Annotated in this window: 25 protein-coding genes and 1 pseudogene; 13 read left to right on the top strand and 13 right to left on the bottom strand. The window is 42.6% G+C overall.

Going from position 1 to position 26,233, the window contains the following annotated elements:
* Nucleotides 1-319 (bottom strand): helix-turn-helix domain-containing protein (locus APA_RS20840; RefSeq protein ID WP_190352400.1); only part of this gene is annotated, 319 nt, incomplete at its 3' end.
* Nucleotides 316-672: pseudogene (locus APA_RS25900) on the bottom strand (type II toxin-antitoxin system RelE/ParE family toxin). The gene APA_RS20840 and the pseudogene APA_RS25900, both read right to left, overlap by 4 nt.
* Nucleotides 673-750: 78 nt before the next feature.
* Between APA_RS25900 and APA_RS25520 the strand changes: the two are divergent.
* Nucleotides 751-882, top strand: a complete 132-nt coding sequence (locus tag APA_RS25520; RefSeq protein ID WP_268962131.1) for a hypothetical protein — start codon at nucleotides 751-753, stop codon at nucleotides 880-882.
* Nucleotides 883-938: 56 nt separating this feature from the next.
* Complete coding sequence (locus tag APA_RS20825) at nucleotides 939-1,208, top strand: hypothetical protein (protein ID WP_201324147.1); 270 nt, start codon at nucleotides 939-941, stop codon at nucleotides 1,206-1,208.
* Nucleotides 1,209-1,551: 343 nt separating this feature from the next.
* On the opposite strand, the gene APA_RS20820 is transcribed toward APA_RS20825, so the two are convergent.
* From APA_RS20820 to APA_RS20805, 4 genes are all read right to left on the bottom strand, one after another.
* Nucleotides 1,552-5,331: a CARDB domain-containing protein gene (locus APA_RS20820; protein ID WP_201324146.1), complete on the bottom strand. Its 3,780-nt coding sequence runs from the start codon at nucleotides 5,329-5,331 to the stop codon at nucleotides 1,552-1,554.
* A 214-nt stretch (nucleotides 5,332-5,545) separates the two neighbouring features.
* Complete coding sequence (locus APA_RS20815) at nucleotides 5,546-7,093, bottom strand: HlyD family efflux transporter periplasmic adaptor subunit (protein ID WP_201324145.1); 1,548 nt, start codon at nucleotides 7,091-7,093, stop codon at nucleotides 5,546-5,548.
* A gap of 107 nt (nucleotides 7,094-7,200) precedes the next feature.
* Nucleotides 7,201-10,152: a peptidase domain-containing ABC transporter gene (locus APA_RS20810; RefSeq protein WP_201324144.1), complete on the bottom strand. Its 2,952-nt coding sequence runs from the start codon at nucleotides 10,150-10,152 to the stop codon at nucleotides 7,201-7,203.
* A 52-nt stretch (nucleotides 10,153-10,204) separates the two neighbouring features.
* The gene (locus tag APA_RS20805; protein WP_201324143.1) at nucleotides 10,205-10,921 is read right to left on the bottom strand and encodes a peptidylprolyl isomerase; all 717 of its coding nucleotides are present in this window, start codon (nucleotides 10,919-10,921) and stop codon (nucleotides 10,205-10,207) included.
* A 334-nt stretch (nucleotides 10,922-11,255) separates the two neighbouring features.
* Between APA_RS20805 and APA_RS20800 the strand changes: the two genes are divergently transcribed.
* From APA_RS20800 to APA_RS20785, 4 genes are read left to right on the top strand one after another with little or no spacing between them, the layout of a single operon-like run.
* Entirely contained in the window at nucleotides 11,256-11,759 is a 504-nt protein-coding gene (locus APA_RS20800; protein ID WP_201324142.1) for a DNA recombination-mediator protein A, read from the top strand.
* 59 nt (nucleotides 11,760-11,818) lie between these two features.
* Complete coding sequence (locus APA_RS20795; RefSeq protein WP_201324141.1) at nucleotides 11,819-12,367, top strand: 3-isopropylmalate dehydratase; 549 nt, start codon at nucleotides 11,819-11,821, stop codon at nucleotides 12,365-12,367.
* Between the two features lie 5 nt (nucleotides 12,368-12,372).
* Nucleotides 12,373-12,744: a 2Fe-2S iron-sulfur cluster-binding protein gene (locus APA_RS20790; protein ID WP_201324140.1), complete on the top strand. Its 372-nt coding sequence runs from the start codon at nucleotides 12,373-12,375 to the stop codon at nucleotides 12,742-12,744.
* Nucleotides 12,745-12,798: 54 nt separating this feature from the next.
* Complete coding sequence (locus tag APA_RS20785; RefSeq protein WP_201324139.1) at nucleotides 12,799-13,380, top strand: thermonuclease family protein; 582 nt, start codon at nucleotides 12,799-12,801, stop codon at nucleotides 13,378-13,380.
* Between the two features lie 30 nt (nucleotides 13,381-13,410).
* Here APA_RS20785 and APA_RS20780 read toward each other — a convergent pair whose 3' ends face one another.
* The gene (locus APA_RS20780) at nucleotides 13,411-13,878 is read right to left on the bottom strand and encodes a pentapeptide repeat-containing protein (RefSeq protein ID WP_201324138.1); all 468 of its coding nucleotides are present in this window, start codon (nucleotides 13,876-13,878) and stop codon (nucleotides 13,411-13,413) included.
* A gap of 97 nt (nucleotides 13,879-13,975) precedes the next feature.
* Between APA_RS20780 and miaA the strand changes: the two genes are divergently transcribed.
* From miaA to APA_RS20765, 3 genes are read left to right on the top strand one after another with little or no spacing between them, the layout of a single operon-like run.
* Nucleotides 13,976-14,914, top strand: coding sequence for a tRNA (adenosine(37)-N6)-dimethylallyltransferase MiaA (gene miaA / locus APA_RS20775; protein WP_236579930.1), 939 nt, complete (start codon nucleotides 13,976-13,978; stop codon nucleotides 14,912-14,914).
* A 56-nt stretch (nucleotides 14,915-14,970) separates the two neighbouring features.
* Nucleotides 14,971-15,192 carry a hypothetical protein gene (locus tag APA_RS20770; RefSeq protein ID WP_201324137.1) on the top strand — a complete coding sequence of 74 codons (222 nt, stop codon included), beginning with the start codon at nucleotides 14,971-14,973 and terminating at the stop codon, nucleotides 15,190-15,192.
* Between the two features lie 13 nt (nucleotides 15,193-15,205).
* Nucleotides 15,206-15,607 carry a type II toxin-antitoxin system VapC family toxin gene (locus tag APA_RS20765; protein ID WP_201324136.1) on the top strand — a complete coding sequence of 134 codons (402 nt, stop codon included), beginning with the start codon at nucleotides 15,206-15,208 and terminating at the stop codon, nucleotides 15,605-15,607.
* 158 nt (nucleotides 15,608-15,765) lie between these two features.
* Here APA_RS20765 and APA_RS20760 read toward each other — a convergent pair whose 3' ends face one another.
* The 5 genes from APA_RS20760 to APA_RS20740 all read right to left on the bottom strand — a co-directional run bounded on the left by APA_RS20760 (nucleotide 15,766) and on the right by APA_RS20740 (nucleotide 23,891).
* Nucleotides 15,766-16,974: a type II secretion system F family protein gene (locus APA_RS20760; RefSeq protein WP_201324135.1), complete on the bottom strand. Its 1,209-nt coding sequence runs from the start codon at nucleotides 16,972-16,974 to the stop codon at nucleotides 15,766-15,768.
* Between the two features lie 44 nt (nucleotides 16,975-17,018).
* Entirely contained in the window at nucleotides 17,019-18,173 is a 1,155-nt protein-coding gene (locus APA_RS20755) for a type IV pilus twitching motility protein PilT (protein WP_201324149.1), read from the bottom strand.
* Between the two features lie 153 nt (nucleotides 18,174-18,326).
* A complete protein-coding gene (locus tag APA_RS20750; protein WP_201324134.1) occupies nucleotides 18,327-20,342 on the bottom strand; it encodes a GspE/PulE family protein in 2,016 nt (671 codons plus the stop codon).
* A gap of 219 nt (nucleotides 20,343-20,561) precedes the next feature.
* On the bottom strand, nucleotides 20,562-22,676 hold the full coding sequence (locus tag APA_RS20745; RefSeq protein ID WP_201324133.1) for a D-alanyl-lipoteichoic acid biosynthesis protein DltD: 2,115 nt from the start codon (nucleotides 22,674-22,676) through the stop codon (nucleotides 20,562-20,564).
* Between the two features lie 90 nt (nucleotides 22,677-22,766).
* Nucleotides 22,767-23,891, bottom strand: a complete 1,125-nt coding sequence (locus APA_RS20740; protein ID WP_201324132.1) for a Fic family protein — start codon at nucleotides 23,889-23,891, stop codon at nucleotides 22,767-22,769.
* A 271-nt stretch (nucleotides 23,892-24,162) separates the two neighbouring features.
* On the opposite strand from APA_RS20740, the gene APA_RS20735 reads away from it, so the two are divergent.
* A complete protein-coding gene (locus tag APA_RS20735; protein ID WP_201324131.1) occupies nucleotides 24,163-24,612 on the top strand; it encodes an element excision factor XisH family protein in 450 nt (149 codons plus the stop codon).
* A complete protein-coding gene (locus tag APA_RS20730) occupies nucleotides 24,567-24,899 on the top strand; it encodes a XisI protein (RefSeq protein WP_201324130.1) in 333 nt (110 codons plus the stop codon). Before APA_RS20735 ends, APA_RS20730 begins: the two co-directional genes overlap by 46 nt.
* A 40-nt stretch (nucleotides 24,900-24,939) precedes the next feature.
* Here APA_RS20730 and APA_RS20725 read toward each other — a convergent pair whose 3' ends face one another.
* Nucleotides 24,940-25,317 carry a metalloregulator ArsR/SmtB family transcription factor gene (locus APA_RS20725; RefSeq protein ID WP_201324129.1) on the bottom strand — a complete coding sequence of 126 codons (378 nt, stop codon included), beginning with the start codon at nucleotides 25,315-25,317 and terminating at the stop codon, nucleotides 24,940-24,942.
* A gap of 98 nt (nucleotides 25,318-25,415) precedes the next feature.
* Between APA_RS20725 and APA_RS20720 the strand changes: the two genes are divergently transcribed.
* Nucleotides 25,416-25,595, top strand: a complete 180-nt coding sequence (locus tag APA_RS20720; RefSeq protein ID WP_201324128.1) for a metallothionein — start codon at nucleotides 25,416-25,418, stop codon at nucleotides 25,593-25,595.
* Between the two features lie 109 nt (nucleotides 25,596-25,704).
* Nucleotides 25,705-26,233, top strand: a 529-nt coding sequence (locus tag APA_RS20715; protein WP_201324127.1) for a 3'(2'),5'-bisphosphate nucleotidase CysQ, incomplete at its 3' end; no start/stop codon positions are given.

Below are 26,233 nucleotides of genomic sequence, written 5' to 3'. Positions count from 1 at the left end.
ACGATTCTTGATAATCACTAAGAAGGATCGGTTCTTTGTTAGGTACTCTGACGATAATTTCGATGGTTCCACCTAAAGCATTTACCACGGCTCGAAGTGTATTGAGTTCCAGATTTTGTCTGCGTTCGAGCTTAGATATGGCTGGTTGCTGTACTTCAAGACGTTCGGCTAGTTCTGATTGAGATAAACCAAGCTTTTCACGCAGATGTCTCAGGGTAATTTCTTCAAGATGAATTTGCGAAGCTCTTATTTCAATAAGTTCTTGACGCTCTCTTGGAAGTTTGTTCAATTCTTCGGATAGGGTTGTATATTGGGTCATTTGTTTTCTTCCTTCAGTATTTCCAGATATTTTCTGTACCGTTTATCTGCGATCGGAATATTTTCCTTGTACCAGCGTTTGTTTCCTGTTTTGTTGCCACCAACCAGCAACACGGCTTGGCGTTTGGGATCGAAGGCAAATAAAATACGCCAAGGTTCTCCTTGATATTGAATACGAAGTTATTTCATATTCTGAAATGCAGATCCTTCAAGGGTATCAACTCGCGGTCTACCAAGTTTTGGTCCAAATTCTCCCAACACACTTAGCACCGAAAATGTTTCATCTTGAAGTCCTTGTTCTTGCTGGTAAAACCAGATTTTAAAATCTGGGTCGAATATGATATTCCATTCCATAGCTCTATTGTATTCTATACATGGAATATTTACAATGTTTGGTTTTGGAGCAATCGCCTATTTTCTCAGATACACTAAATGCTTAAAGCGATCGCCCCTTCACATCCACAAACCAACGATCGCCCTCTCATTCCACAAACCAACGATCTCCTATTTTTGTCAGACACGCTAAATGTTCAAAGCGATCGCCCATTCATTCTACAAATCTAATATCGCAACTCATCTCAAATCAAACTGAGATCGCCTATTTTCATCAGAAACACTAAATGCTTAAAGCGATCGCCCTTTCATTCCATAAACCAGCGATCGCACCTCACCTCAAATCAAACAACGATCACCTACAGCAATTTGCTTTCAAACCCGCCACAAACAAGAATATAAAACCCATTGCGGGGCTTCGCCCTGCGACCCATTTTGTGGTGGGTTTGAGCGATAACTGCTGTATTTTCTCAGACACGCTAAATATTCAAAGCGATCGCCCCCTCATTCCACAAACCAACGATCGCCTATTTTCATCAGAAACACTAAATGTTTAAAGCGATCGCCCATTCATTCTACAAATCTAATATCGCAACTCACCTCAAATCAAACAGCGATCGTCTATTTTCGTTAGACACGCTAAATGTTTAGAGCAATCACCCTCTAATTCCACAAACCAACGATCGCACTTTCACTCCCTCCAACCATTGATCGCATAAATCACAATCAAACAGCGATCGCCCCTCATTCCCATAAACCAACGATCGCCTATCACTCTACAAAACAGCGATCGACTTTTATCTCAAGCAAATATCGCATCTCACCACAAAAAATCTCTCTTCAAGTTTAAAGACTTGAAGAGAGATTTCGATTAAGCGAAATCGATCAATGGGATTTATGTTATGCAACCGTGCCAGTAATAGAATACTGCCCCAAACTGCCGTAATTGCTATATCCTGTGACTAAATCTCCTTTTCCTGTCCCTTTAAGACTGATATAGTATTTTCCTGCGCTCAGATACTTATTGATACTAACTGATAGAGAATCTGTGGGATTGTAGGTGGCAATCAACTGTCCAGAACTGTTATATAGCTCTGCAAGAATATCCAAATTTGCTCCTAGTTCAAAAGCATCAATATATAACGCTAGATTACCTCCAGTTGAGTTAAATGTAAACCAGTCAGAGTCTGTGTTTCTCTCAATAATGCCGTAGGTTTTCACAGTTGAACCACTAAAGGATAGGTTAGATGCACTACTTAAAGAGCTGCCATAGTCGTCTGTACGATACCCAAAACCATTTTTTGTAGTGATGATAGATAGATCATCTTCTGGGTTGTCTGCGCCAGAGTACTGCCCCTTACTCCATTGCGTTAGCTCATAATCGTAGCCAACCCCCATGATAGAAGCCCATCCATTATGCCCTCTATAGTAAGCAGTCCCATCAGTCTTGCCATCATGATCAAGACCTAAGGTGTGACCCACTTCATGGCTAATTGCTTCAGCAATATCTTTTGTGCTATGGAACTGCTTTGAAAAGACAAACGTAGGAGTATCACTATTCAAGTTGAATGAATCAAGATAAGCTATACCACCAATAGATTTACCACTGATAGCTTTCTCCCATGAGTTATCCCCACCAATGGCAACACGAATGCCCCATCTTGTATCGCCACCACCACTATTAATTAAATCAGAAGTAGATGGACTAGCTGTGGTTACATTCACATTGAAAGGAATGAAATCTTCTGCTACTCGTCGCCAGATATTCCAGATGTTTTCTAGTTCAGTAGTTGAAAATGTAGAGGTATTCCCATCTGTATCATATGCGGGTGTAACAATGCTGCTCCCGTATTTAGTATTCCAACTAGTGCCTGTAGTAGTATGACCATTGAAATCTAGATAAATAGTATGGTTTGCACTGGCGTTGCTATTGAGTGAGAAGACTTGAGTTGCATTAAACGGTTGGTAAGTAGATGGAACAACTGTACTGGCATTAACAAAAATAGTGGCATAGGCAACGTTATTAGACTCATTGCTCTCACTAACATTTCCATAACCATCAGCTTGGAACAGAATGTATTTTGTTCCTGTACCCCAACTGCTGTTGTAGGTGAAATTCAAGCTGTTGTATTGAGAAGATCCTGCATTCAATGCACCTACATATTGATAATCAATAGCTGTATCAGTATTGGTGTCTAGAGTTGTATCGTTCGACAACCAATAACGCACATAGTTGGCTCCTGCACTAGCATTGCCATTGTTTTGAGTGTATGCACCAACACTTAAACTGCCGCCAACTGTTACTGAACTCGTGGCTGTTTGTCCTGTGATTACTAGGTCTGGGCTGCTCGGCTGTGTAACAAAAATAGTGGCATAGGCAACGTTGTTTGACTCATTGCTTTCAGTGACATTTCCATAACCATCAGCTTGAAACAGAATATATTTCGCTCCAGTTCCCCAACTGCTGTTATAGGTAAAATTCAAGCTGTTGTATTGCGAAGCTCCTGCATTTAATGCATTAACAGACTGATAGTTGATGAATGTGTCATTGCCATCCAAAACTGTGTCATTTGAGAGCCAGTAACGCACATAGTTACTGACTGCTGCACCAGCACCGTTGTTTTGCGTGTATGCACCAATACTCACGTTGCCACCAACTGTAACTGAACTCGTGGCTGTTTGTCCTGTGATTACTAAATCTGGACTAGGCGGTATAACAACAATAGTCGAGTAGGCAATATTGTTTGACTCATTGCTCTCAGACACATAGCCATAACCATCAGCTTGGAACAGAATGTATTTTGTTCCAGTTCCCCAACTGCTGTTATAGGTAAAATTCAAGCTGTTGTATTGCGAAGCTCCTGCATTTAATGCATTAACAGATTGATAGTTGATAAATGTGTCATTACTATCGAGTATTGTGTCGTTCGACAGCCAGTAGCGAACATAGTTGCTACCAGCAGTTGTATTACCATTGTTTCTAGTGTAAGCGCCAACGCTTACATTGCCACCAACTGTGATAGTACTAGTTGCCGTTTGTCCTGTGATTGCCAAGTCTGGAATGGAGCCTATAGTGCCATCTCCATTAAGGTCTAGACCAAAAGCAGTCTCTTGACTTAATGAATCAACGCTATTTGCCGCGACACCAGAGACAGGCGTAGATTGATAGTTCCAATTACTATCCATTTGCCATACTGCTACTGTGTTATTAACGAGATTCTTCCATAAAACTCTGTTCTGTCCCCCGACTGTTTCAACTGCTAATGTCTGCCATCCTGCATAAATATTCGTGTAAATGGCTTGACCATTGTACTTGATCGAAATGGGAGTATTTGTGCCAACTTGCGCATACAAAAATTTCCCTGTATCTCTTACCAGTTTTGTGTTTCCTATGGCTTCTATCGAGGAAAATGTATTCCCCAATACGTTATCTCCATTGAGGTCTAAACCAAAGTTGATCTCTTGTGTCAGCGCATCAGGACTATTTAATGTAGATGCTGCTGAAGTCGATAGATAATTCCAATTACTATCCGCTTGCCAGACTGAAATAGTATTGTTAATTGTATCTTTCCAAAGAACGCGATTCTGACCGCTAACTGTTTCAATAGCTAGGGTTTGCCAACCAGAGAAACTTGTTGAAGTGATTGGTTGTCCGTTATACTTGATCGAAATAGGCGTGTTGCTTCCAACTTGCGCATATAGGAAATTAGAAGTGTCCTTGACCAGTTTTGTGTTCCCTAATGATTCAACGGAAGTAAAAGTCGTCCCTAACTTGCCATCTCCATTGAGGTCTAAACCAAAGTTGATCTCTTGTGTCAGCGCATCAGGACTATTTAATGTAGATGCTGCTGAAGTCGATAGATAATTCCAATTACTATCCGCTTGCCAGACTGAAATAGTATTGTTAATTGTATCTTTCCAAAGAACGCGATTCTGACCGCTAACTGTTTCAATAGCTAGGGTTTGCCAACCAGAGAAACTTGTTGAAGTGATTGGTTGTCCGTTATACTTGATCGAAATAGGCGTGTTGCTTCCAACTTGCGCATATAGGAAATTAGAAGTGTCCTTGACCAGTTTTGTGTTGCCTAACGATTCGACTGGAACTAAAGTTGGAGTAGCCATTTCTACTGAAGTTAACTGTTGATCGACAGTAATAAACCCCGAATCATTTTCTTGTTTGATGCGAGTTAGTGCAGCACTACTCATAGATGTGCCAAATATCAGCATTCTCGCAAGTTCGCCCTCATCTCCTTGAGTGTCTACGCCTACGCGATCATCTAGCCAATGAAAAGTTTCTTCAACCAGAACGCCTACTGCACCTAATAATGAATTGGTTGGCGCAGCATTGGCTTGAAATAGTGAATCGGAAAGATACATTGTTTGGGTGGAACTGGCATATGCCCCAAAAGCACCATTTGTATTGGCAGCCGAAAGTATTTGTACAGATGGTAATTGACTAAAGTCGCCTACAGACCATTGCGATCGCACTGCCTGTATTTCCGCCGTATTCGCCTTGTCTCCAAAAACTTGGGCAAACAGATCCGGACTAGCAGCAGCTTGTTGGAGTTTGGACTGAACAAGTCCTAAAACATCTGGAAGTTGATTAGCTCCAAAGATAGAAGTGTTGCCCCCATAATTGCCCAAACTAAAGGTTAAGCCTGCATTCTGGCTATCAGACATAATATTTTCCCTGCTGGTGTAATTGTTTCGCCCCGTACTTCTTAGCTAACAACATCCAGATTAGCTCTCTCCCCCCAGAGCATAACTGCTATAACGGTAAATCCGTTTTTGCTATGCGATCGCTGACCTTTAACGTTGTAACTAAAACAAGGCTATCCTAAAGAATTCAGCATGTAAATAGGGAAAAGTTATTCAAAAGTTATATAAAATTTATTTAGCGGACAAATTTGAGTTTTTCAGTATTTGTGACAAAGAAATCTGTGAATAGGCTCATTACTGTGCGATCGCGAATTTTGATATTTGCCGTTAGTGACATCCCCGACTGCAAATTAATTTTGCGTCCATTAGTCTCTAGGAATTGTTTCTCAAGCAGTACCTTTGCAGGAAATCGATAGGTCGGATTGGTTTGGTCAGGTGGTAGAGCATCAGAACCAATCGAGATTAATTTCCCCTTCACATCGCCAAACTCAGTGAAAGGGAAAGAGTCAATTCTGACATCTACAGCCATTCCTTCTTTGACAAATCCAATGTCTTGGTTTCCAATAAACACTTTCACTACGAGGAGATCATCAGGCACAATTTTTAACACTACTTCACCAGCGTTGGGGTTCGCCACATAGCCAAGTCCTGCTTTTAGTTCAAATACTGTGCCCGATGCAGGGGCGAGGAGTTCTTGGTTTTTGAGGATAACTTCTGCTTGTTTAATTTGACCTTCCACTTCTGCAAGCCTCTTGGTATTGTCCACTAGAGCTTTAGTAAATTGGCTATCGATTTCGGCAATGCGTTTTGTATTGTCGGCAATTTGGCTAGTCAATTCCTTGCGGGTAATGTCAAAAGTATTACTCAGTCTGGCTTGTCCCTCAGCGATCGCAGCCTGAATTCGCATTTCCTCCCGCGCTAACTGCCGAATTTCTGACTCCGTAGCAATTACCTGTTGTTGTTGTTTGAGGTATTGGACACGGGAGATTGCTCCCTCTTTAACGGCAATTTCTAGATCATTAAGAATTTTGGCATCAATCGCCAAGGCGTTTGCTTTGCTAGCGCGATTAATCCGAGCTTGATTTAATTGTTCGAGTGACTGATTAATATTCGCCTCGGCAGCTTGCGATCGCGAGTCTAATTCCGCTCTTGAAGCACTCACTCGATCCTGTTGATCGCCTGTCAAATTTGCGCCGCCACCATTAACCTGCATCCGATATAGTTGCATTTCCGTCATTAATGCTTCGCGATTCCGAGCTAAGGCAAAAAATTCTACAGGTACAGCACTCACTTTTGCTCCATCAATTTCTGAAGCTTTGCCATTGAGGACTTCTCGATAGAACTGATTTTCTTGCTGGAGATTTTTGCGGAGTTTTTGCAATGATTCAAGCTGAGACTTCGCTACAGTTGCATCAATCCGCAATAACACTTCACCCTCTTTGACTTTCTGTCCATCTTTAATCAAAACCTCCTTGAGTACGCCATTAGCAGGAATACGCACTTCCTTAACTGCTCCCTGTGGTTCGAGTTTACCCTGAGCAGGGATTGACTCTTCGATTCTCGCTACTGAAGCCCAAATAATCGCCACCGTCACCGAGCCAACTAATGTCCATAAAATCGCAGGAATCCATTTAGGTGATTGGCTCAAGGCTAAGGGTTGATCGAAATTACTTTTTTTGGCGATCGCTGTAGCAGGTTTCTCCAGCCCATCACCAGATGCTAAATCTTCGGCCGCGATCTTGGTCAATTTTTGGGTTGGTTGATTGCTATTATTATTTGTCATGATCTTTTTGCCTTTATTTTATCGTTAGTCTCAATGCGCTCAAACCCGAATCAATAATTTTTTAAAAGTGTTGCAAAGCAACACTTTTAAAAAATTTATTGATTCTTTTAGGAATTACCCGCCGCTTCTTGTTGTCGGTATAGACAGAAATAGCGATCTTGCAGCGCCATTAGTTCTGGGTGAGTTCCCTGTTCGGCGACCCTTCCACTATCCATTAGCAAAATCAAGTCAGCACTATGAATCGTGGCAAGGCGATGGGTGATGAAGAAAACCGTGCGTCCGCGAAACTCCTCAGCAAGATTTAAACAGACCTGACGCTCAGTATTGTAGTCTAAGGCGCTAGTCGCCTCATCAAGAATTAATAATTGTGGTTTTTGTAAAATTGTCCGAGCGATCGCAATCCTTTGTCTTTGTCCACCAGAAAGAGAAGCCCCGCGTTCGCCTACCCGTGACTCATAGCCCTGTGGCAGTTGCATAATGAAATCATGAGCACAAGCAGTTCGCGCCGCTGCCACAATTTCATCGGGAGTGGCATCAGGATTGGTTAACGCAATATTTTGTTGCACCGTACCATCAAACAGCAACGTATCTTGCAAAACCACCCCAATTTGCCGCCGCAAAGAATAAAGCTCTACTTTGCCAATGTCATAATCATCAATAAAAATTCTTCCTGCTTCAGGTTCATAGAGCCTCGACATTAACTTTGTGAGGGTACTTTTGCCCGCACCACTAGTTCCGACAACGCCGACAAATTGACCATTGGGAACATCTAAATTGACATTATTTAGCTGCAAAGGCCCATTGGGATTAAAACGGAAATTGACATTCTCATAGCGGACGGCTCCTTTAATGGCAGGCATGGGAATATTGCGCCGCCCCGCTTCTTCTTGTTCTTGAGGATGATTGATAATATCGCTGAGCCGTTCTAGTGAGAGGGCTGTTTCTTGGAAATTTTGCCAAAGTTGAATCAGACGTAAAAGCGGTGATGTCGTATAACCCGCAATGATCCGAAACGCGATTAACTGTCCCAGAGACAGCTTGCCATCGAGTACCAAAAAAGCCCCGACCCATAGCAGTAATAGGTTGGAAAACTGATTTAAAAACTGACTCATGGAACCCGCTGTAGTGGAAGTTACTACGGTCTTAAATCCATCGGAAACATAGCGAGCATAACGGCGTTGCCATTCCCAACGTGACTGCAATTCAATACTTTGCGCCTTAACGGTCTGAATGCCTGAAACAACTTCCACTAAATAGGACTGAGTTGCGGCATTGCGTTCGGCTTTATTGCGAAGCTGCGCCCTGACGATCGGGGCAACGATAAAGGTCAGCAATCCAAACAATGGCACGGTTCCCAATGCAACCAGAGTTAGCAGCCAGCTATAGCAAATCATCACCACGATATAAACGACTGAAAATACCGCATCAAGGACAACGGTGAGGGCTGTTCCTGTCAAAAACTGGCGAATATTTTCTAGTTCGCCAATGCGGCTAGATAGTTCTCCCACCGATCGCTTCTCAAAATATCGCAGAGGCAATCTGACCAGATGATCAATGGTTTCGGAACCTAAAGTTAAGTCAATACGGTTAGTCGTATTCACAAATAGATAGGTTCTTAGGGCAGTAATTAAAGCTTCAAAGAAGGCGATCGTTAAGAGCAGGATGCCTAAAATATTTAAGGAGGGAAGAGAATTTTGAAGAATTACTTTGTCAATAATTACTTGGGTAATCAGGGGATTTGCCAACCCTAATAACTGCACAAAGAAAGAAGCCACCAAAACTGTGATTAAGGGATTGCGGTAGCGCTTGAGGGATGGCAAAAACCAAGATAGTCCAAATTTTTGCTTAGGAGTGTCTTTAGTTGGTTGAATTAGTAAAATCTGTCCCGATTCGCCCCAAAGATCGGCAAATTGAGCAGTTTTTTTAATTACAATTCCCTGTTCAGGAATACCTAATACTTGTTCGCGATCGCTAGTTTTGTAAAGCACCGCAAAGGTATCTTGCCAAGGTAATAAAGCTGGTGTGGGAACCTGACCAATGGCACTAGCAGGAATTGTCACCAACTGTCCATTTAGCCCCATTAATTCGGCGATTGTACCGCATAGCTGCAAAGAGATGCTTTGAGAGCGATCGTATTGATTGACGATCGCTCGTTTGATCACATGGCGATTAAAGGGCATACTCCAATATTTCGCTAGCATCTCAAAACAAGCTACGGAAGCATCAATGGGACCACGCCCATAAATATGAGGATAGTCTTGGGTTTTGCGATCGCTGCGATGCTCGCTAGTAGCCGGCAAATCAGGAGCGTAAGGAATATCAAAAGCTGTAAGCTGCTGCGGTAATTCCGTCACGACTTCAGTAGCTACCACAAAATCATCGCGCAAGCCAATCAAACGTAAATAGCTAGCCTCTGGAATTTCAAAGATAGTGCGATTTGGCTCAACTCTTGTCCCAAATGGAATTGCTATATTTTGTCCACCGCTGACTAGCCACACAAAATCAGAATCAAGAGGCGCAATCGAATTTTCCCCCGCAGGTAAAGTTAGCACTCGCGCATCTTGGCAAGCATTGCGAGCCTGCTGCGTAAAATCTTTAGGAGACTGAGCGCGGCGATCCATCTCGATCGCAAATAGATCGAATACTTCTGCCGGCGAAATTTGGGTGCTAAAAGCCTTTTTAAAGGCAGGATCGAGATCGCAAAGTTGCCAAAAATCAGTTGCGTCTAGCGATAAAAAAGTACTTTCAACAGAGGCGATCGCCGTTTCGCAGGGCAAGTCACGGATCAAACTCGCCCATCCGATTACTGCCCCAGTCTTGAGGGTCTCTAGGGTCGTAGGAGATGTCGATTTCGGTATTTGGGCTAGCAGCCTTGCTTGACCTTCCCATAAAAATAATACTTGGGCTGGCATGGTTTCTCGGCGCAAGATTATTTGCCCCATCCGATAGCGCAATGGCTGAAGGCGATCGCTCAGTTCTTTGACAATTGAGTGATCAAGGTTTTTTAATAAGGGAATGCGATCTATAAGGTCTTGAATAGCATTAGTGTTGGTAAACATGGGCGGTAATTCAAAGATTTTAATGAGCAAAAACAAGGATATTTAAGAATGATCAGGATTTTTGCTGCGAGGGTTGTTCTTGCAAAAGTTCCTCAAACAGTTGATTGAGTAGAAGCTGAGTGGTTTGATCGTCAAACTGAGCGGGCACAAATTTTTCTAGTCGTAAAATTACAAACCATTCTTCTAATGGAAAAGGTGGATGTATCTGCTGGGGAAGGCTATGGCGCAATTTTTCAGCGATCGCAGCAGGGAGTTTATTGAGCAACACTGGACCAATCATGCCACCTGTTTGAGCTTCTACACCCTGAGAATACTGAGATGCAACCTCTGCGAAAGCCTGCTCACCATCTTGAATACGAAAGAATAGTTCTTGCAAAAGCTCTGGATTTTTGTGGCGAATCAGCGAATAGATAACACGATCTAAGCTAGTTCTACGATTTAAAAATGTTGATTCGAGCCGATTTCCCCAAGTCTGCTGCTTAAATTTTTCGATTTTAAACTCACGCAGAGCGATCTCTTTGAGTTGTACGTCAGTAAGACTATAAACTTGACAATAATTCTGGAGGGCTTCTTGAGTCATTAACTGATAGCGCTGCTGAAATTGTTGCAAAGCCAAATTAATTTCTTCTGGCTCAAGGGTAATGGTGGCGATCGCGCGATCAATAGCTAGTTCTCGCTTAAAATTTGGTAACAAGCGATAGATCGCCAAAAGCTCCCCAAAATTACCTTCCTCAATTTTGAGATTGTCAATTGTCAAGTAACCCACCATAATTTCTTAGAGATAATTATCACAATTTCAGCCAGCTATGCTGTAGTGGTTTGAACATGAGCGTCTACTTACAGTAATTTTCGGTCAAACGCACCATAATAAATTTTTTGATTCGCGTTTGAGAGCAAAGCGTTGTAGTTAAATGCTTTGATGCTTATCGTAGATTGTTGTTTAATTCTTGCTCTCAATGCGGTATTTTAGAGTGAAAATAATATCAAATTATACATATATTTCTGGACAAGCGAATCTTGATTAACTCTATAGTTTGCTTCTCTATAGTTAAGTGATATTGTGTAGGTATTCGTTCAGTAAGTAGTAAACGAGAGGGATTTGTTTGACTCAGTCAATTAATCTACCCAAGCTAGACGACTTTTTGCAAGAGCTTGCAACGATACAACAGCAAGGCTCAAAGCGAATTGCGTTTTTAGGTTCCCGCCATGTGCCACTAACCCATCAACTGCTGATTGAACTGCTCAGCTATGCATTGGCATTATCAGGTAACAGTATTATTACCTCTGGAGCAACAGGTACAAATTTTGCTGCGATTCGGGGTGCTTTGCGAGCCGACCCCAACTTGTTGACCGTAATTTTGCCGCAGAGTCTAGACAGACAGCCCTATGAGTCTCGCGAGCAATTAGAAAATGTAATTCATTTAATTGAACATAGCGAGAATGACAGTTTATCTTTGCCAGAGGCAAGTCGTTTGTGCAATCAAGAAATCATTTCTAAGTGTCAGCAACTGATTTGCTTTGCGTTTCATGGTAGTGAGACTTTATTACAAACTTGTCAGGATGCTGAAGAACAACGTAAGGTTGTCACACTATTTTATTTTGATTAGACAACAGAAAGAGCGGTTAGCGCTCTTTCTGTTTAACCAGTTGTTTATAAGTAAAAATTATGAGTAAGACAATTAAAGGCAAAGTATTTGTCTTGGATGACAATATTGATACTGACCAAATAATTCCTGCGGAATATCTCACACTTGTACCGTCAAAGCCTGATGAATACGAGAAGCTTGGTAGCTACGCCATGATTGGACTTCCCGATCGCTATGATCGCTTTATTCCTGAAGGCGAAAGCAAAACGATTTATTCGATTATTATCGCGGGTGAAAATTTTGGTTGTGGCTCTTCAAGAGAACATGCACCGATCGCTCTTGGGGCGGCAGGATTAGATGCCGTAGTTGCTCAGTCCTATGCCAGAATTTTTTTCCGTAACTGTACGGCCACGGGTGAGTTATATCCTTGGGAATCGGTTGATTGTCTGGTTGATCGCTTCAAAACTGGTGAAGAGGCAACCATTGATTTTGATAACAATCTCATTATTAATGAGACGACGGGCGAAACTTTTGCATTGAAATCCCTTGGCGATGTGCGCCCTGTAATTGATGCTGGTGGTCTATTTGATTATGCTCGTCTAACGGGCATGATTCCTACTCGTGTGTAAAAAATATGTCCTATCACATTCGTATTCACGATCGCCAAAAGGATAAAGTCTACGAAGCTGATATCGAAGGCGATCGCTATATTCTTGACTCTTTAGAAGATCAAGGTATTAACCTGCCTTTTTCCTGTTTGAATGGTGCATGTACTGCTTGCGCGATGCGAGTCAAGTCGGGGAAAATCGATCAACATGAAGTAATTGGTTTATCCAAATCATTGCAGGATGAGGGTTATGCTCTGATTTGCTCAGGCTATGCCCAGTCAGACTTAGATCTGGAAACCCAAGATGAGGATGAGGTCTATCGTTTACAGTTCGGTAACTTTTTTGCCAAACGCAAGCGTCACTGGTTTCAGTTTGGTATTCCGATTGATCATGACTAAATATTTGAAAGGGCGCTTTGCGCCCTTTCAAATATGAATTATGCAGCACAGACTATGAACCCTAAAACAGGAAAAGAAAACGCGATCGCTAAATCCCCTCCGCGTTTATTTATTTTGGTTGTGCTATTGGTTGCCTTTTTAGCGATCTCAAATATGGCGATCGCTTTTATGCAGCCCAAGGAAAAAGTAAATGGCGAGCTATGGATTATTAATCGTGTTGTCAGTGGGCAAACTGTAGAAGCCTCTGTGGTGAGTAATCCAAACATGACTGTGCAACGAGTGAGATTGTTAGGCATCAGTGCGCCACTCAAAGAGCAGACTCCTTGGGGCGATCGCGCTCGTCAGCGTTTGTCAGATCTCATCAAGGAGCAGAAGGTGATTTTAGAGTTTGATGTCAAGCAAAAAGATAACTCCGATCGCCTGCTTGCGTATATTTGGAAAGATAATTTATTAGTTAATCAATATTTGGTGTCAGAGGGACTTGCGATCGCTGATTCCTATTCGCCCAATGTAAAGTATGACGCAAGAATTAGTCGCGCCCAATCTAAAGCGAGATTGCAAGAGCTAGGAATTTGGGACACTCAAAACCCATTACGTCTCAGTCCTAGAGACTTTCGCCGCCAATTAAGCAATTAAAAGGCGGCGCGAAGCGCCGCCTTTTAATTGCTATTGTTCATCGCTGGTGGCGAGACTGTAGTTTGTGCCAGTGAAGTCAGCGCCTTTGACGTTGGCATTTTTGAAGATGGTATTGTTAATATTTGCCCTGCGTAAATTCGCATGGATTAACATAGCGTTAGTAAAGTTCGCGCCCTTTAAATTGGTGTCATTGAGAATTGCATCAGTCAGATAAGCCTTGGTAAGATTCGTTTTTTCCAGTTTTGCACCCGTAAGATCAGCACCTTCAAGGTTTGCGCTGGTGAGATTTGCATCGCTCAAGTTCGCACCCATTAGGGCTGCGCCGATTAAATGTGCTTGGCTCAAATCAATCCCCGCAAGATTAGCGTTAGTCAAATCGCAGCCTGCACATTGTTTAGTTTGGATCAGTTGTTGAACTTGGACAGGATCGTATGCTTCTAAAGGGCTTGCCCATCCAATTCCAATCACAGCCAAAATTGCAACTAATTTAGTTTTCATTTTGCCCTCCTCATATACGAGGAATGCTATACATCTATTATCGCTGCAATTGATTTCGTATTCGTTTTGCAGTATATGTCGTCACTATTCTTAACCGATGATGGAATCGATAAAACAACCTATTGGTTTAATTGTGATTTTAGGTGCAACTGCTACGGGGAAGACTAGTCTGGCGATCGCCCTTGCAAAACATTTAAATTCACCAATTTTGAGCGCAGATTCTCGTCAAGTTTATCGATATTTTGATATTGGAACAGCGAAACCGACTTTAGAAGAACGTCATGCTCTCCCTCATTACTTGATTGATATTATTGAGCCTGATCAAACTTTGACATTGGCGGATTATCAAGATCAGGCGCAAACTTTAATCGCTAAGTTTCATGCTGAGGGAGTTACGCCGATCTTGGTCGGCGGTTCAGGCTTGTATATTAAAGCAATTACGGCAGGGCTAAAAATTCCTAGAGTGCAGCCGCAGCCTGAACTGCGATCTCAATTTGAGGAATTAGGACAAAATTATTGCTATCAGGTTCTGCAACAGGTCGATCCTGTGGGGGCTACCAAAATTCATGCAAACGATCAAATCAGAACTTTGCGATCGCTAGAGGTTTTTTATGTCACAGGGCAACCGCTTTCGTCACAGCAAGGCGAGCAGTCGCCTGATTATCCGATTGTGCAAATTGGTTTAGATTGTGAGGATCTGGATGTTTATCGCAAGTTAGTTAGCGATCGCACTGAGCAGATGATCGAGTATGGTTGGCTGGATGAAATTCGTGATTTGCAGAAGCGTTATGGAAAGGATTTACCGCTTTTAAAAACTTTGGGCTATGGCGAAATGTCCGATTATTTAGCTGATAAAACTGATCTGGAAACTGCCAAGCTACTCACGGTTACTCATACCTGCCAATTTGCCAAACGTCAGCGCACATGGTTTCGCGGTTCAGGTAATGGTGATTTGCCAATACATTGGTTGCGATCGGGAAGTAGTTGGAAAGAGGCGATAATACATTTTCTAACTCAAGATCGCTTTGATTGCTAGTGTTTCCTATGTCACAATAAGTAATAATAATCAACTAATTTCTAGAGGGTTAATCCATGCTAAAGACCATTCAGGGAACATATAAAGATGGACAGATCCAACTTACCGAAATACCAAAGGGTATTCACGAAAGCATCGTGTTTGTTACATTCCTAGAAAACAAGACTAGAAATTGGTCAAGCCTAATTTTGCAACATCAAGGTTTCGCAGATAGCATTGACTTTGAGTCCTACCGTGACGAACTGCTGCCACCTTCTGAAGTTATATTTTCAGTTTAATATTTTTGAATTTATGCGATATCTACTGGATACTTGTGTAGTAAGTGATTTTGTCAAGGGCGATCCAAACACATCAAAGAGGCTAAAGTTAGTTTTCCCAGAGGATATTTCTGTTTCGGCAGTAACATCAATGGAGTTGAAGTATGGATTGGCGATCAATCCACAACGAGCCATCAAAATTCAACCACTGATTACATCATTTCTGAACTCCGTTACAGTTTTACCTTTTGAAGAAGCAGAAGCTGAACAAACTGCTCAAATCAGGAATTTCTTAAAGCAGGCAGGAACACCTATAGGTGCTTATGATGTACTCATTGCCGCAACTGCAATAACCCATAAGCTAATTCTTGTAACTGCTAATGTTCGCGAGTTTGAAAGAGTCCCTAACCTGAAAATTGAGAACTGGCACGATTAGTAATCTCCGAGCAAGACTTTTACCTAAAAACAAAAAAACAGTAGTATCGCGCTTCGCACGATACTACTGTTTTTTTGTGGACAGTGAGTATTTAGTTGAAAAAAGCCCTCTAAATACTCACTGTCCACAAAAAAACAGTGCTTAGCAGGGCTTTTTTATTATTTGATTTTGTCCATGATCGAGAAGATTGGCAAGTACATCCCGACGATAATCGAACCAACCATGCCGCCCAAGACAACGATCATTAATGGTTCCATTAAACTTGTCAGCGCTTTTACCGCTTCTTCGACTTCATTTTCATAAAAGTCCGCCACCTTCATGAGCATCTTGTCGATTTCACCAGTTTCTTCACCGATACTGACCATTTGCAAAGCCATGACGGGAAATACTTCCGTTTTTTCCATTGCAGGAGCAATTTGACCACCTTCTCTTACCGCATTTCGAGCCGAGTCGATCGCATTAGAGATCACCAGATTACCTGCGGTCTCCGCCGTAATTTCGAGCGAAGCCAAAATTGGTACACCTGCACGAGAGAGTGAACCAAAAGTCCGCGCAAATCTAGCAACCGCAGTTTTAACTACAAGATCTCCAAACAAAGGCAACTTCAAGAAAACGCCATCAAGGTAGAGTTGTCCAGCAGGAGTTGCGTAGACGCGCTTATAGACAAATACAAGCGCAAAGGCTATGGCTGGAAGAATAAATATCTTCTCACTCTTTAAAAAGTTACTGATATTTACCAATATCTGTGTAAATGCTGGTAATTCACCACCTAAGCTCTTGAATACACCATCAAACACAGGAATAATGAAAATACACATCGCTAAGAAGATTAAAACTGCGATCGATGAAACCACAATCGGATAAGTCATCGCTGATTTAATCTGGTTAGTTAAGCGTGCCGAATCTTCCAGCAATGTCGCTAGACGTGCCAAAACATCATCTAGCACACCACCTGTTTCACCCGCCTGCACCATCGCACAATACAACTTGTCAAATACCTTTGGATGCTTACGTAACGCATCGGAAAAGTTAGTACCTTGCTGCACATCATCAAGAACTTCAGTGAGTGCAATTTTGAGCCTAGGATTAGCACATTGATCGCACATTACACCTAAACCACGCACCATCGATACGCCAGCATTAACCAAGGTTGCTAATTGTCTTGAGAACAAAGCTAAGTCCTTGACTGTCACCTTTTTCATAGTGAAACCGGCAAAGTCAAAACCGCCCTTCACCTCTTTAACGTCTTGAACATAGAAGCCTTTTTGTTTCCAAGTGTCACGAGCTTCTTTAAGGGATACCGCAACCATAGTCTGCTGTACCGCCTTACCTTTGGAGTCTTTGAGATTTGCCTGAAACTTCGCCATTATTGCACCTCTTTAATAAGAATCATGGATAAAAAACTATCTTGCTAGCCACTAATCGATCTCGACTTGATCATGTCTGGCGCTCGCAAATCTCCAGTTGCTTTTCGCTTCATCACAGGGGCAGGGTTGGGACCAACCACTCGCAATAACTCTTCAGGGCGTGAAGTCTTAGACATCGCCGCTTCAAAGGTAATATCGCCATCCATATATAATTTCGCTAAAACCGATTCAAGGGTTTGCATCGATTCTTTACCACCCGTTTGGATAAAGCCATACATCTGTGCAGTTTTGCCTTCACGAATCAGGTTGGAAATCGCAGGTGTAACCACCATAATTTCCTGAGCCATTACTCGCCCAAATTGCCCAGGTTGAGGATTATGTCTTTGCACAAGGGTTTGGCTTAATACCGCGACAAGAGAGTTAGAGAGTTGCACTCGAATTTGACCTTGCTGCTCTGGTGGGAATACATCTACCATGCGATCGACGGTCTGGGAAGCGGAACTGGTATGCAATGTTCCAAATACTAGGTGTCCTGTTTCGGCGGCGGATACTGCAAGCTGAATTGTTTCTAAATCGCGCATCTCACCGACGAGAATTACGTCTGGATCTTCGCGAAGAGCCGCTTTTAGTGCATTAGCAAAGGTTTTGGTATCTTCCCCAACTTGCCGCTGGTGAATCACACTCTTTACAGATTCATAGACAAATTCAATCGGATCTTCAACAGTGAGAATATGCTCAGCACGGGTTTTGTTGATTGTTTGAATCATTGCTGCCAAGGTAGTTGTCTTACCTGAACCCGTTGGACCAGTAACTAGCACTAGTCCACGCGGCTTTTCACTAAGTTCGCGCACAATTGGCGGTAAGTTCAGATCATCCATGTCGGGAATTTTGGAAGAAAGCGCCCGTAGGCAAGCGGCATAGGTTCCCCTATCTTTGTAAACATTGACCCTAAATCTGGCTAGTCCCTTAACGCCATAGGAGCAGTCTAGCTCCCAGTTTTGTTCTAGAGCCTTGCGCTGATTGTTATTGAGCATCGCAAAAATCAAGCGCTGACATTCTTCAGGGGTAAGCGGATCGCGATCGGTGCGGGTGAGGTGACCGTTGATTCGAATGTAAGGGGGTAGCCCTGCGGAGATGTGAAGGTCAGAACCTTTGCGTTCTACAACCTCTTCCATCAAGTCTTCAATGATGTAGTCCATTACCATAGCGGGCTATTCTCCTGTTCTAATCCTAGTAAATTCATGATTCCCTATGTAGCTTCTAAAAACTGCGCTTCGTGCAAACTTTAAAAACGATCTAGTAAAGTTACCAGTATTTGAGCCTTGCGCGAAGCGCAAGGCTCAAATACTGATCTAGAAAGTTCTAGGCGTAGTGCAGTAAGGACATTCAATTGTTTCGGGTGTGAGCATAGCATCACAGTTGTCACATTCCAGCCCTTTACCGCGTCTGGCGCGTTCTTCAGCTTCTCGACCTTTGTCGGTATAGACGACTCGTAGAACTTCATCGAGTGTGGTAGCACCATTTCTGACAAGATCAAAGGCATATGCCATAAGGGTTTTCATTCCTTCTTGGACGGCAATTTCTTTGATGACTTCGGTGGTTGCACCTTTGTTGATGGCACTTTGCAAGCGTTCGGTCATTTTCATGATCTCGTATACCCCTGCTCGACCTTTATAGCCAGAACCGCTACATTTTGGGCAGACTCGTTGGTTAGGAAGCATGGCTTCGCGATTGACGATGTTGGCACGGTAGAAGGTCTTTTCGAGATCGCTACTTGGTAATCCAAAGCGATCTAGTTCTTCTTGGCTAGGGTTGTAGGGAATACGGCAGTTGTCACAGACTCGGCGAAGTAGACGTTGGGCAAGAACGCCGATAATCGCAGTGCTTGCCATAAATGGCTCTACGCCCATTTCTTCGAGACGAGCAATGCTGCTAGGTGCGTCGTTGGTATGTAACGTGGTCAGCACTAAGTGACCTGTTAATGCGGCTTCGATCGCAGTTTTAGCAGTTTCAGCATCTCGTGTTTCACCAACAAGGATTACGTCAGGATCTTGTCGCAGGAAAGCTCGGAGAATACTGGCAAAGGTCATACCCTTTTCCCGCAAAACTTGACATTGGGTCAACCCAGGTAAGTTATATTCGACAGGATCTTCAGCCGTACTGATGTTGATCCCAGGGTCATTACATTCAGCAAGGGTCGAATATAGGGTGGTGGTTTTGCCTGAGCCTGTAGGTCCTGTAACCAAAATCAGTCCATAGGGGCGTTTGGCAAAGCTTTGCATAAGCTCTAAGCTTTCGGGATCGCTGATCAGTTTATTAAGCCCAAGTTGAGTGTTGGAGTTATCGAGAATTCGCAAAACTACTTTTTCACCGTTTTGGGTGGGGCAAGTATTCACGCGGAAATCTACCCGCCGACCTTGGAAGTTTCGTTTGAGTTTGCCATCTTGGGGAACGCGCTTTTCAGCAATATTCAGGTTGGAAATAATCTTAAAGCGAGAGATTACAGCATTGACGATGTTACGCGGTAATCGCTTGCCTTCACTCAGGAAGAAGTATTCGCGCAGTACCCCATCTTTACGCAGACGAATACAGAGGTCTTTTTCTTGTGGCTCGATATGGATGTCCGAACATCCTTCTTTGAGTGCTTTAACGAGAATTTTATCGACGAGACTAATGATTGGGGCGGAATTTTCACCGCCCACCATGAGTTCATCGCCGTCATCTGCGCCAGTGATATCTTCGCCAAAGACATCATCTTTAACTTGGAGATCTTCATCACTGATTGCGCCTTCAGCCTTGGCACTTTTGTTGACTTGAAACTGGACAATATTATCAAAGGTCAGATGAAAATCTTCGCGAGAAATCACGCGCCTGATAACGGTCAGATTTTTGAGCAGGCGAGCGATCTCATTTTGGACTTTGTAGCTATCGGGGGAAACTAAGGCGAGCGTGATGCTGTTCTCGGTCTTAACCAGAGGTAGCATCTCGCAGTCTCGACAACTGGAAATTGGGATGATGTTGGAGTCGAGTAAGGTGCTAAGGGCGGAAATATCAAACTTGTCAATTTCGACATCAGGATCGATTGGTTCGATGCCGTAAAGAACGCGCAATTCAAAAAGTTGTTGGCGTTTGTAATAGCGGGTAATGTCGGGAGCTAGTTGCTGCCCAAGAATTTGCTCTAGGACACTAATAAATGGAACATTTTGTTCTTGGCTATCCTTGACAGCGCGGTCGAACTGGTCTGAGGTGGCGTGTCCTGCTTGAATCAGTCTGCTCTCGAAGGGAGTGCGACCTCCCCGTTTGGCAAGAGCTTTGGTTCTATTTTTTAAGCCTGAGGCTGTGGTTGGCGCTTGATCTGATGTATTCATAGCCCAAGAGTTCCTAAGAGTTCATTACCCAAGTGAGATTAGATTTTTACGATCGCAAAGTAATATTTAAAGAGCGATCGCAAAGCAATGTAAGGCGATCATAGCTGTTTGCATAACTATATTGGGCAAAAATAGCACAAGTGTTTCATAGTTTTACAAAATTAAGCTAAAAATTTGAGTGATAACCAGAGGTACGGCGCAAAGCACCGTACCTCTGGTTTATTTTTTGAGGGCTTGCCAACGGATTTTGGGGTTTTGGACAAGAAGTTGAGAGATAGCGATCGCGCCTTTTTTGTTTAAGTGGCTAGGGTCAGAAAAAAGATCGGCTTGATTTAGAATCGCTTGAGACAGGTCGAGATAAGTAAACCCTTCACGTAAGGCAAGCTCTTGCATTCTGCCATTGAACGTAGCTTCATAGCGGCTGCGAATTTGATCGAGATATGTCACATGTAAAGGCATATTCACGACTAAAAGCTCAATATTATTGCGGCGACAAAAGTCAACTACATTTGCAAAAGCCTCAAACTGGGATCCATTAGTCTCAAAGTTCCGATAGTCAAGATCGTAGTCGCCTGGGACTTGGGGGAATTTTTGGAAATAGATGTTGGGATCGAAGATGACATCAAAAGCGACAAATCCTTTGGGGTCAAGGGCGGTGACGGTACTGGGCATAGTCGCAGCGAGCAGGGCTTCGCTGTTGCTGAGCATATGTGTATTACGATCAAACTTCTTGACTAACAAAGTCCGAATTTCTTGACGCTTGGAAAAAGTGGCAAACAGCAGATCAAAGGATTGGGCGATCGGATTGGGCGATTTGGTAGAGATCTCTGTTGGATTAGTTAAAGAAGTCGGACTAGTACCGTTATTTTTGAGCACTTCCTGCAATTGTTTGTAGCCGACGGATGCAGTGATTTCGTCATAGGTAAGGTCGCTGCGGCTACTATTAAAAGCTCTCAAACCATCTGCCCAAATAATCATGCGCGGTAGTTGCGGCTGGGACAGGATTTGGGTGATTTGTAAATTGACAACTTTGGCGGTTGCACCATCAATACCAAGATTAAAGACGCTGATATCTTTGTATCCTTTGTTGTTCAGTGTTTTTTCTAATGTTTTTGGTTCAAGCCCGCGTAAGGCTCTGGAACTGCCAACAATTAAAATTTCGGGCGATCGCTGTTTATTCGTGATCTGCCAATCAAGAAGAGATAATTTCTCATTGAATAAAGCGATATTAAAATTGAGGGCGGTTTTATTAGTGAGGCTCTTTTCGGGAGAATTATCTTGCTGGTTAGCTGGTAAATTGATTTTGGAATCAGCGATTACAAATTTGGTTTGTTGATCGGGCTGATCGTAATTACTGAGAGTGCGATCGATAGCGATCGTTGCCCCAACCCCGATCGCTAAACTTGCTATACAAACTGGTAAAGAGAGCATTTTCGGTGCAGTTTGCCCCAGCCATTTCAATCCAAAGATCGCCTGACCAACTGCAAGTAGTTTCGCTCCAGCATATGCACTTAATTTCTGCCAAGAATTAGGCTCTTCGTCTTCGCTGATAAATTCAATACTGGGATCTTGTGTGTTTTCTGCGGCAAATAGTTCTTCTTCATTGGGGTTCTGGATGCCGATCGCTAACAAATCAATTTCAAAAGACCAGCTCGGCTTTTTCTCACCGATGACGCGACTCGATACCGTTACCGATTGAAAATATTCTGAAGCACTCACGGTTCGCAAAGTATTTAACATCGGCAATACCATCTCTGCTTGCAAAATCGCAGTGCGCGTCTCGCATAACAAATTGAGGCAATTGTTTTGTAATAACAACTTCAGCTTAGTTTGAGCAAACTTGGGAGCTAGTTGCGGATCTTGCCGAAAACTGGTGAGTAAAGCGGCGATAATTTCGGCAGCAGCCAGCGCCGATGGGGCGATCGGTAAATCCAGTCCTAACGCCCATGCATTTCCATGCAATTTAAGACGGTGGACTCCTTCGGCGTATAAAACTGAATGATCAAGATCCTGTGTACTTGGGGCGATCGCCTCTAATAGCTTTATTGCACAGGTTACTTCCCGATCTTGACTATAAAGATATAAGCAATCGCCTTTTTGTTTAGTATGTGAAAGTTTTATCCCTGCCAATTCTTCAGTCAAAATACTGGTTGACGACTCCCGAACCAAAGCTGGATTGGAGGACGCAAGATTGTTATTAGCCTCATTAATTTGATTGTTAGTCAAACTTGAGGGTTGACGCGCATCTGCACCTGCATCTAGATTTGCATCTAGATTTGCATCTAGATTTGCATCTACTGTTATTGGATTTGCATCTAAGGATGTTGTTTCCATTGTCTGTTTGAAGAGTTCGGCAGGATAAAAAATTTGCTACAAGGTTAGCATGGCGACTTCACAACCAGACAAAAAGTTGTTTTATCAGCCCTAGCTAAATAGGCGTAAATATTCATCAAATATATACATCTTGTCTCTTTTTCCACCTGTTACCTCTTTTAAAATTCCAAATCCCTCCAAATCAGCAATTAATTTATAAGCAGAGGATGGTGATAAAGAAGTTAATTCTGCAACTTTGGCAGCCTCGATCACAGGTCGTTGATACAAATAATTCAAGACCTTTTGAGCCTTAGCAGTGCGACTGCGTAACGTCTGAATTTCTTGATCGACAAGCCTTTGCAACTTTAAAATATTGTCAAAAGTCGTAACGCTATTTTTGGCTGTTTCAATCACACCAACCAAAAAGAACTTGAACCAATGTGATAAATCGTTTTGTTCTCTAACTCGCGTAAGGTTTTCATAATAAAGCGATCGGTTTCGCTCAAAAAAATCAGATAAATACAAGATCGGTTTTTTGAGAATACCTTGGCTAACCAAATATAAAGTAATCATTAATCTGCCCACCCGCCCATTGCCGTCCAGAAATGGGTGAATTGTCTCAAATTGGTAATGTCCCAAAGCGATTTTCAACAACTCAGGAAAATAATGCTCCTCATTGTGGACAAAGAGTTCCAGATCGCTCATTAACTCATCGATCGCAGTATGCACAGGCGGCACAAATCTAGCATCGTCAATCGTCGCACCACCAATCCAATTTTGACTTTTTCTAAATTCTCCTGATTGTTTATGTTTGCCCCTCACCCCTTGTAGCAATATTTGATGGGTCTCTCGGATTAGTCGTGATGAAAAAGGTAAGTCATCTAATTTAGCGATCGCTTGATTCATTGCCTCTACATAGTTTTGAACTTCTTCCCAGTCATTTCTTTTATCTAGTGGCACGTCTTCAATGCTGAGTAGAGCTTCCTCGATATTGGTTTGTGTGCCTTCGATTTTGTTCGATAGAGTCGCTTCCTTGAGGACATGCATACTAATAAATAGGTCAATGTTGGGAATGTACTCAGAGTACATATCTAGCCGACCTAACTCGCGATTGGCTTGCTCTAGCAGCTTTTGGATTTCCATGTTATCCAATGTCCAGAGCCGATTGATGGGAGTTGGTTGAAAGCTTTTGTAATAGCCTTGTTGTATATACGTGCCAGATTTGAAATTTTTCATGCGCCCAAAACCTAAAATAGCATCGCCTCTTATTTTAGATTTTAGCAAAAAACTAGAATAAGAGGCAACAAAAACAGCGCCTTGTGCTGTAGCTATAGTGAGCGCTGAATGATATTTTGCTTTTAAATGAGGATTGGAGAAAGTGATGATAGTTAATTTAGGTAACCAAGCAATTCAAGAAAATATTCCTCAGTTTATTGATGGAGAACTTCCTTCATTATCGGAAACTGAACAGGGTGTAGGATAAACTTAGATTCTGAGAGGAATTCCTATGTCAGCCCGTGATCTATTTCATAAAATCGTTAAAAAAGCCTTACAAAAAGATGACTGGACGATCACACACGATCCCTATCCATTAGCCACGGGTAGTTTTGACCTAGCGATCGACCTCGGAGCCGAAAAAATAATCGCCGCCCATCGAGGAGAAGAAAGAATTGCCATTGAAATCAAAAGCTTTCTAGGACCCTCCAAAATTTCTCAATTTTATGGAGCCTTGGGGCAATTTATCGCCTATCGTACAGCTTTACATACTCAAGACCCAAACCGTATCCTCTATCTTGCCGTACCTGATGACATTTATGATCGATTTTTCCTAACACCGTTTGTCCAAGAACTAGTTACGCAAAATCAACTTTATATACTCACATACGCAATCGAAGCTGAGAGTCTAGAAAAATGGATACCCTTACCCAATACCGTCAGCAAATTAAAACCCTCTTAAAAAATCATGCTCTTCATGTTTGGGACGATCGCATTCAAGCCCAAATAATTATTGATGCCGAACATGACCATTATCAACTTGTTTATGTCGGTTGGCGAGACTCTAAACGCTGTTATGGAGTCGTTCTTCACATTGATATCATTGATGGCAAAATTTGGATTCAACAGGATGGAACTGAAATTGGAGCAGCAAATGAATTAGTTGAGTTGGGGGTTCCCAATCATGAGATTGTCCTAGGGTTTGATCCGCCCAACCTTCGACAATACACAGACTTTGCCATGAATTAAAAGTTGGTTCTTTATTAAATCGCAAATCCATAATTAGTCTCTATTCATCTAAATGCTCAGAGACAGAGCGATAAAGTTCTAAAACATGGTGATCGAGGAGTTGGTAATAGACTTTGCGCTGACTTTTGCGATAACTGACTAGACGCATGGTGCGGAGAACTCGCAATTGATGGGATACCGCTGATTCACTCATGCCCACTACTGCTGCAAGATCGTGAACGCATAGTTCCTGTTTCGATAAAACTGAGAGAATCCGCAGGCGATTGGGATCGCTCAACATCCCGAAAAATTCTGCCATGTTTTGCGCTTTCTCAACTGGCAAAATCGCATTAATTAAATCTTGTAATGCTTCAGGTGCGATCGCATGAAGATCACAAGTCGGCAAATTGTCAAGGGAAAGCGAGGAGGAATTTAGCATTGTTACATTTTACAAAAAAGCGATCGCTTTTTCTCGTAGCCTTTGACATATGAACGTATATTCATATATGATAATTTTAATTGTATAGGATTAAATATATGACAACTCTCACAGAAACTCTTGCAGACACTAGATGTGCTTGCCCTAAATGTAGTTGTATGGTCTCCCTAGACAAAGCAATCATGGCAAATGACAAGCCTTATTGCAGCAGAGCTTGTGCCGATGGACATCCTGAAGGATCTACTGGATGTAAAAAATCTGGATGTGGTTGTGGCTAACTAAAAAAAGCGATCGCTTCAAAAAGAAGCAGGTGGGCGTAGTCTACCTGCTTCTTTTTGGCTTTTGGTTAGGGTATAGTACAACTCATTAGCTTCACCAAAATTCAAGATGCTGAATTTAAACGAAATTATGTCGCTGGCTCGCCCGATCGCTTGGGGTGCGGGGGATATTCTGATGAAGTACTATCAAGAGCCTCAAGACTTAGAAATCAGGTTTAAAGGTGGCGAAGAAGGCAATGTTACTTCCGCAGATTTAGCCGCCAATGATTTTATCTTGCGCCAGTTAAAGCAAGTATTTGGGACTGAGGACTTTGCCTATCTCAGTGAAGAAACAGAAGATAATATCGATCGCCTTGGACATGAATGGGTATGGATTATCGATCCAATGGATGGCACGAGTGATTTTATCCGTCGAACTAATGAGTTTGCAGTGCATATTGGCTTGACCTATCGCCAACGTCCTATGCTGGGACTAGTTGCCACGCCTGCTCAAGATCGTCTATTTCAAGGGATATTGGGCAATGGGGCATATATTGAGACTAGAGATGGTTTGCGGCAACGTATTCAAGTCTCTAACAAGGTCAAACTCGAGCAAATGGTCGTAGTGGCTAGTCGTAGCCATCGCAATTATCAACTCG

Origin of the sequence: Pseudanabaena sp. lw0831 (genome assembly GCF_016584665.1) — a bacterium.
In the GTDB taxonomy this organism is placed as follows: Bacteria; Cyanobacteriota; Cyanobacteriia; order Pseudanabaenales; family Pseudanabaenaceae; genus Pseudanabaena.
Note: the sequence above shows the minus strand (reverse complement) of the source record. Positions and strands in the feature narration are given on the sequence as shown.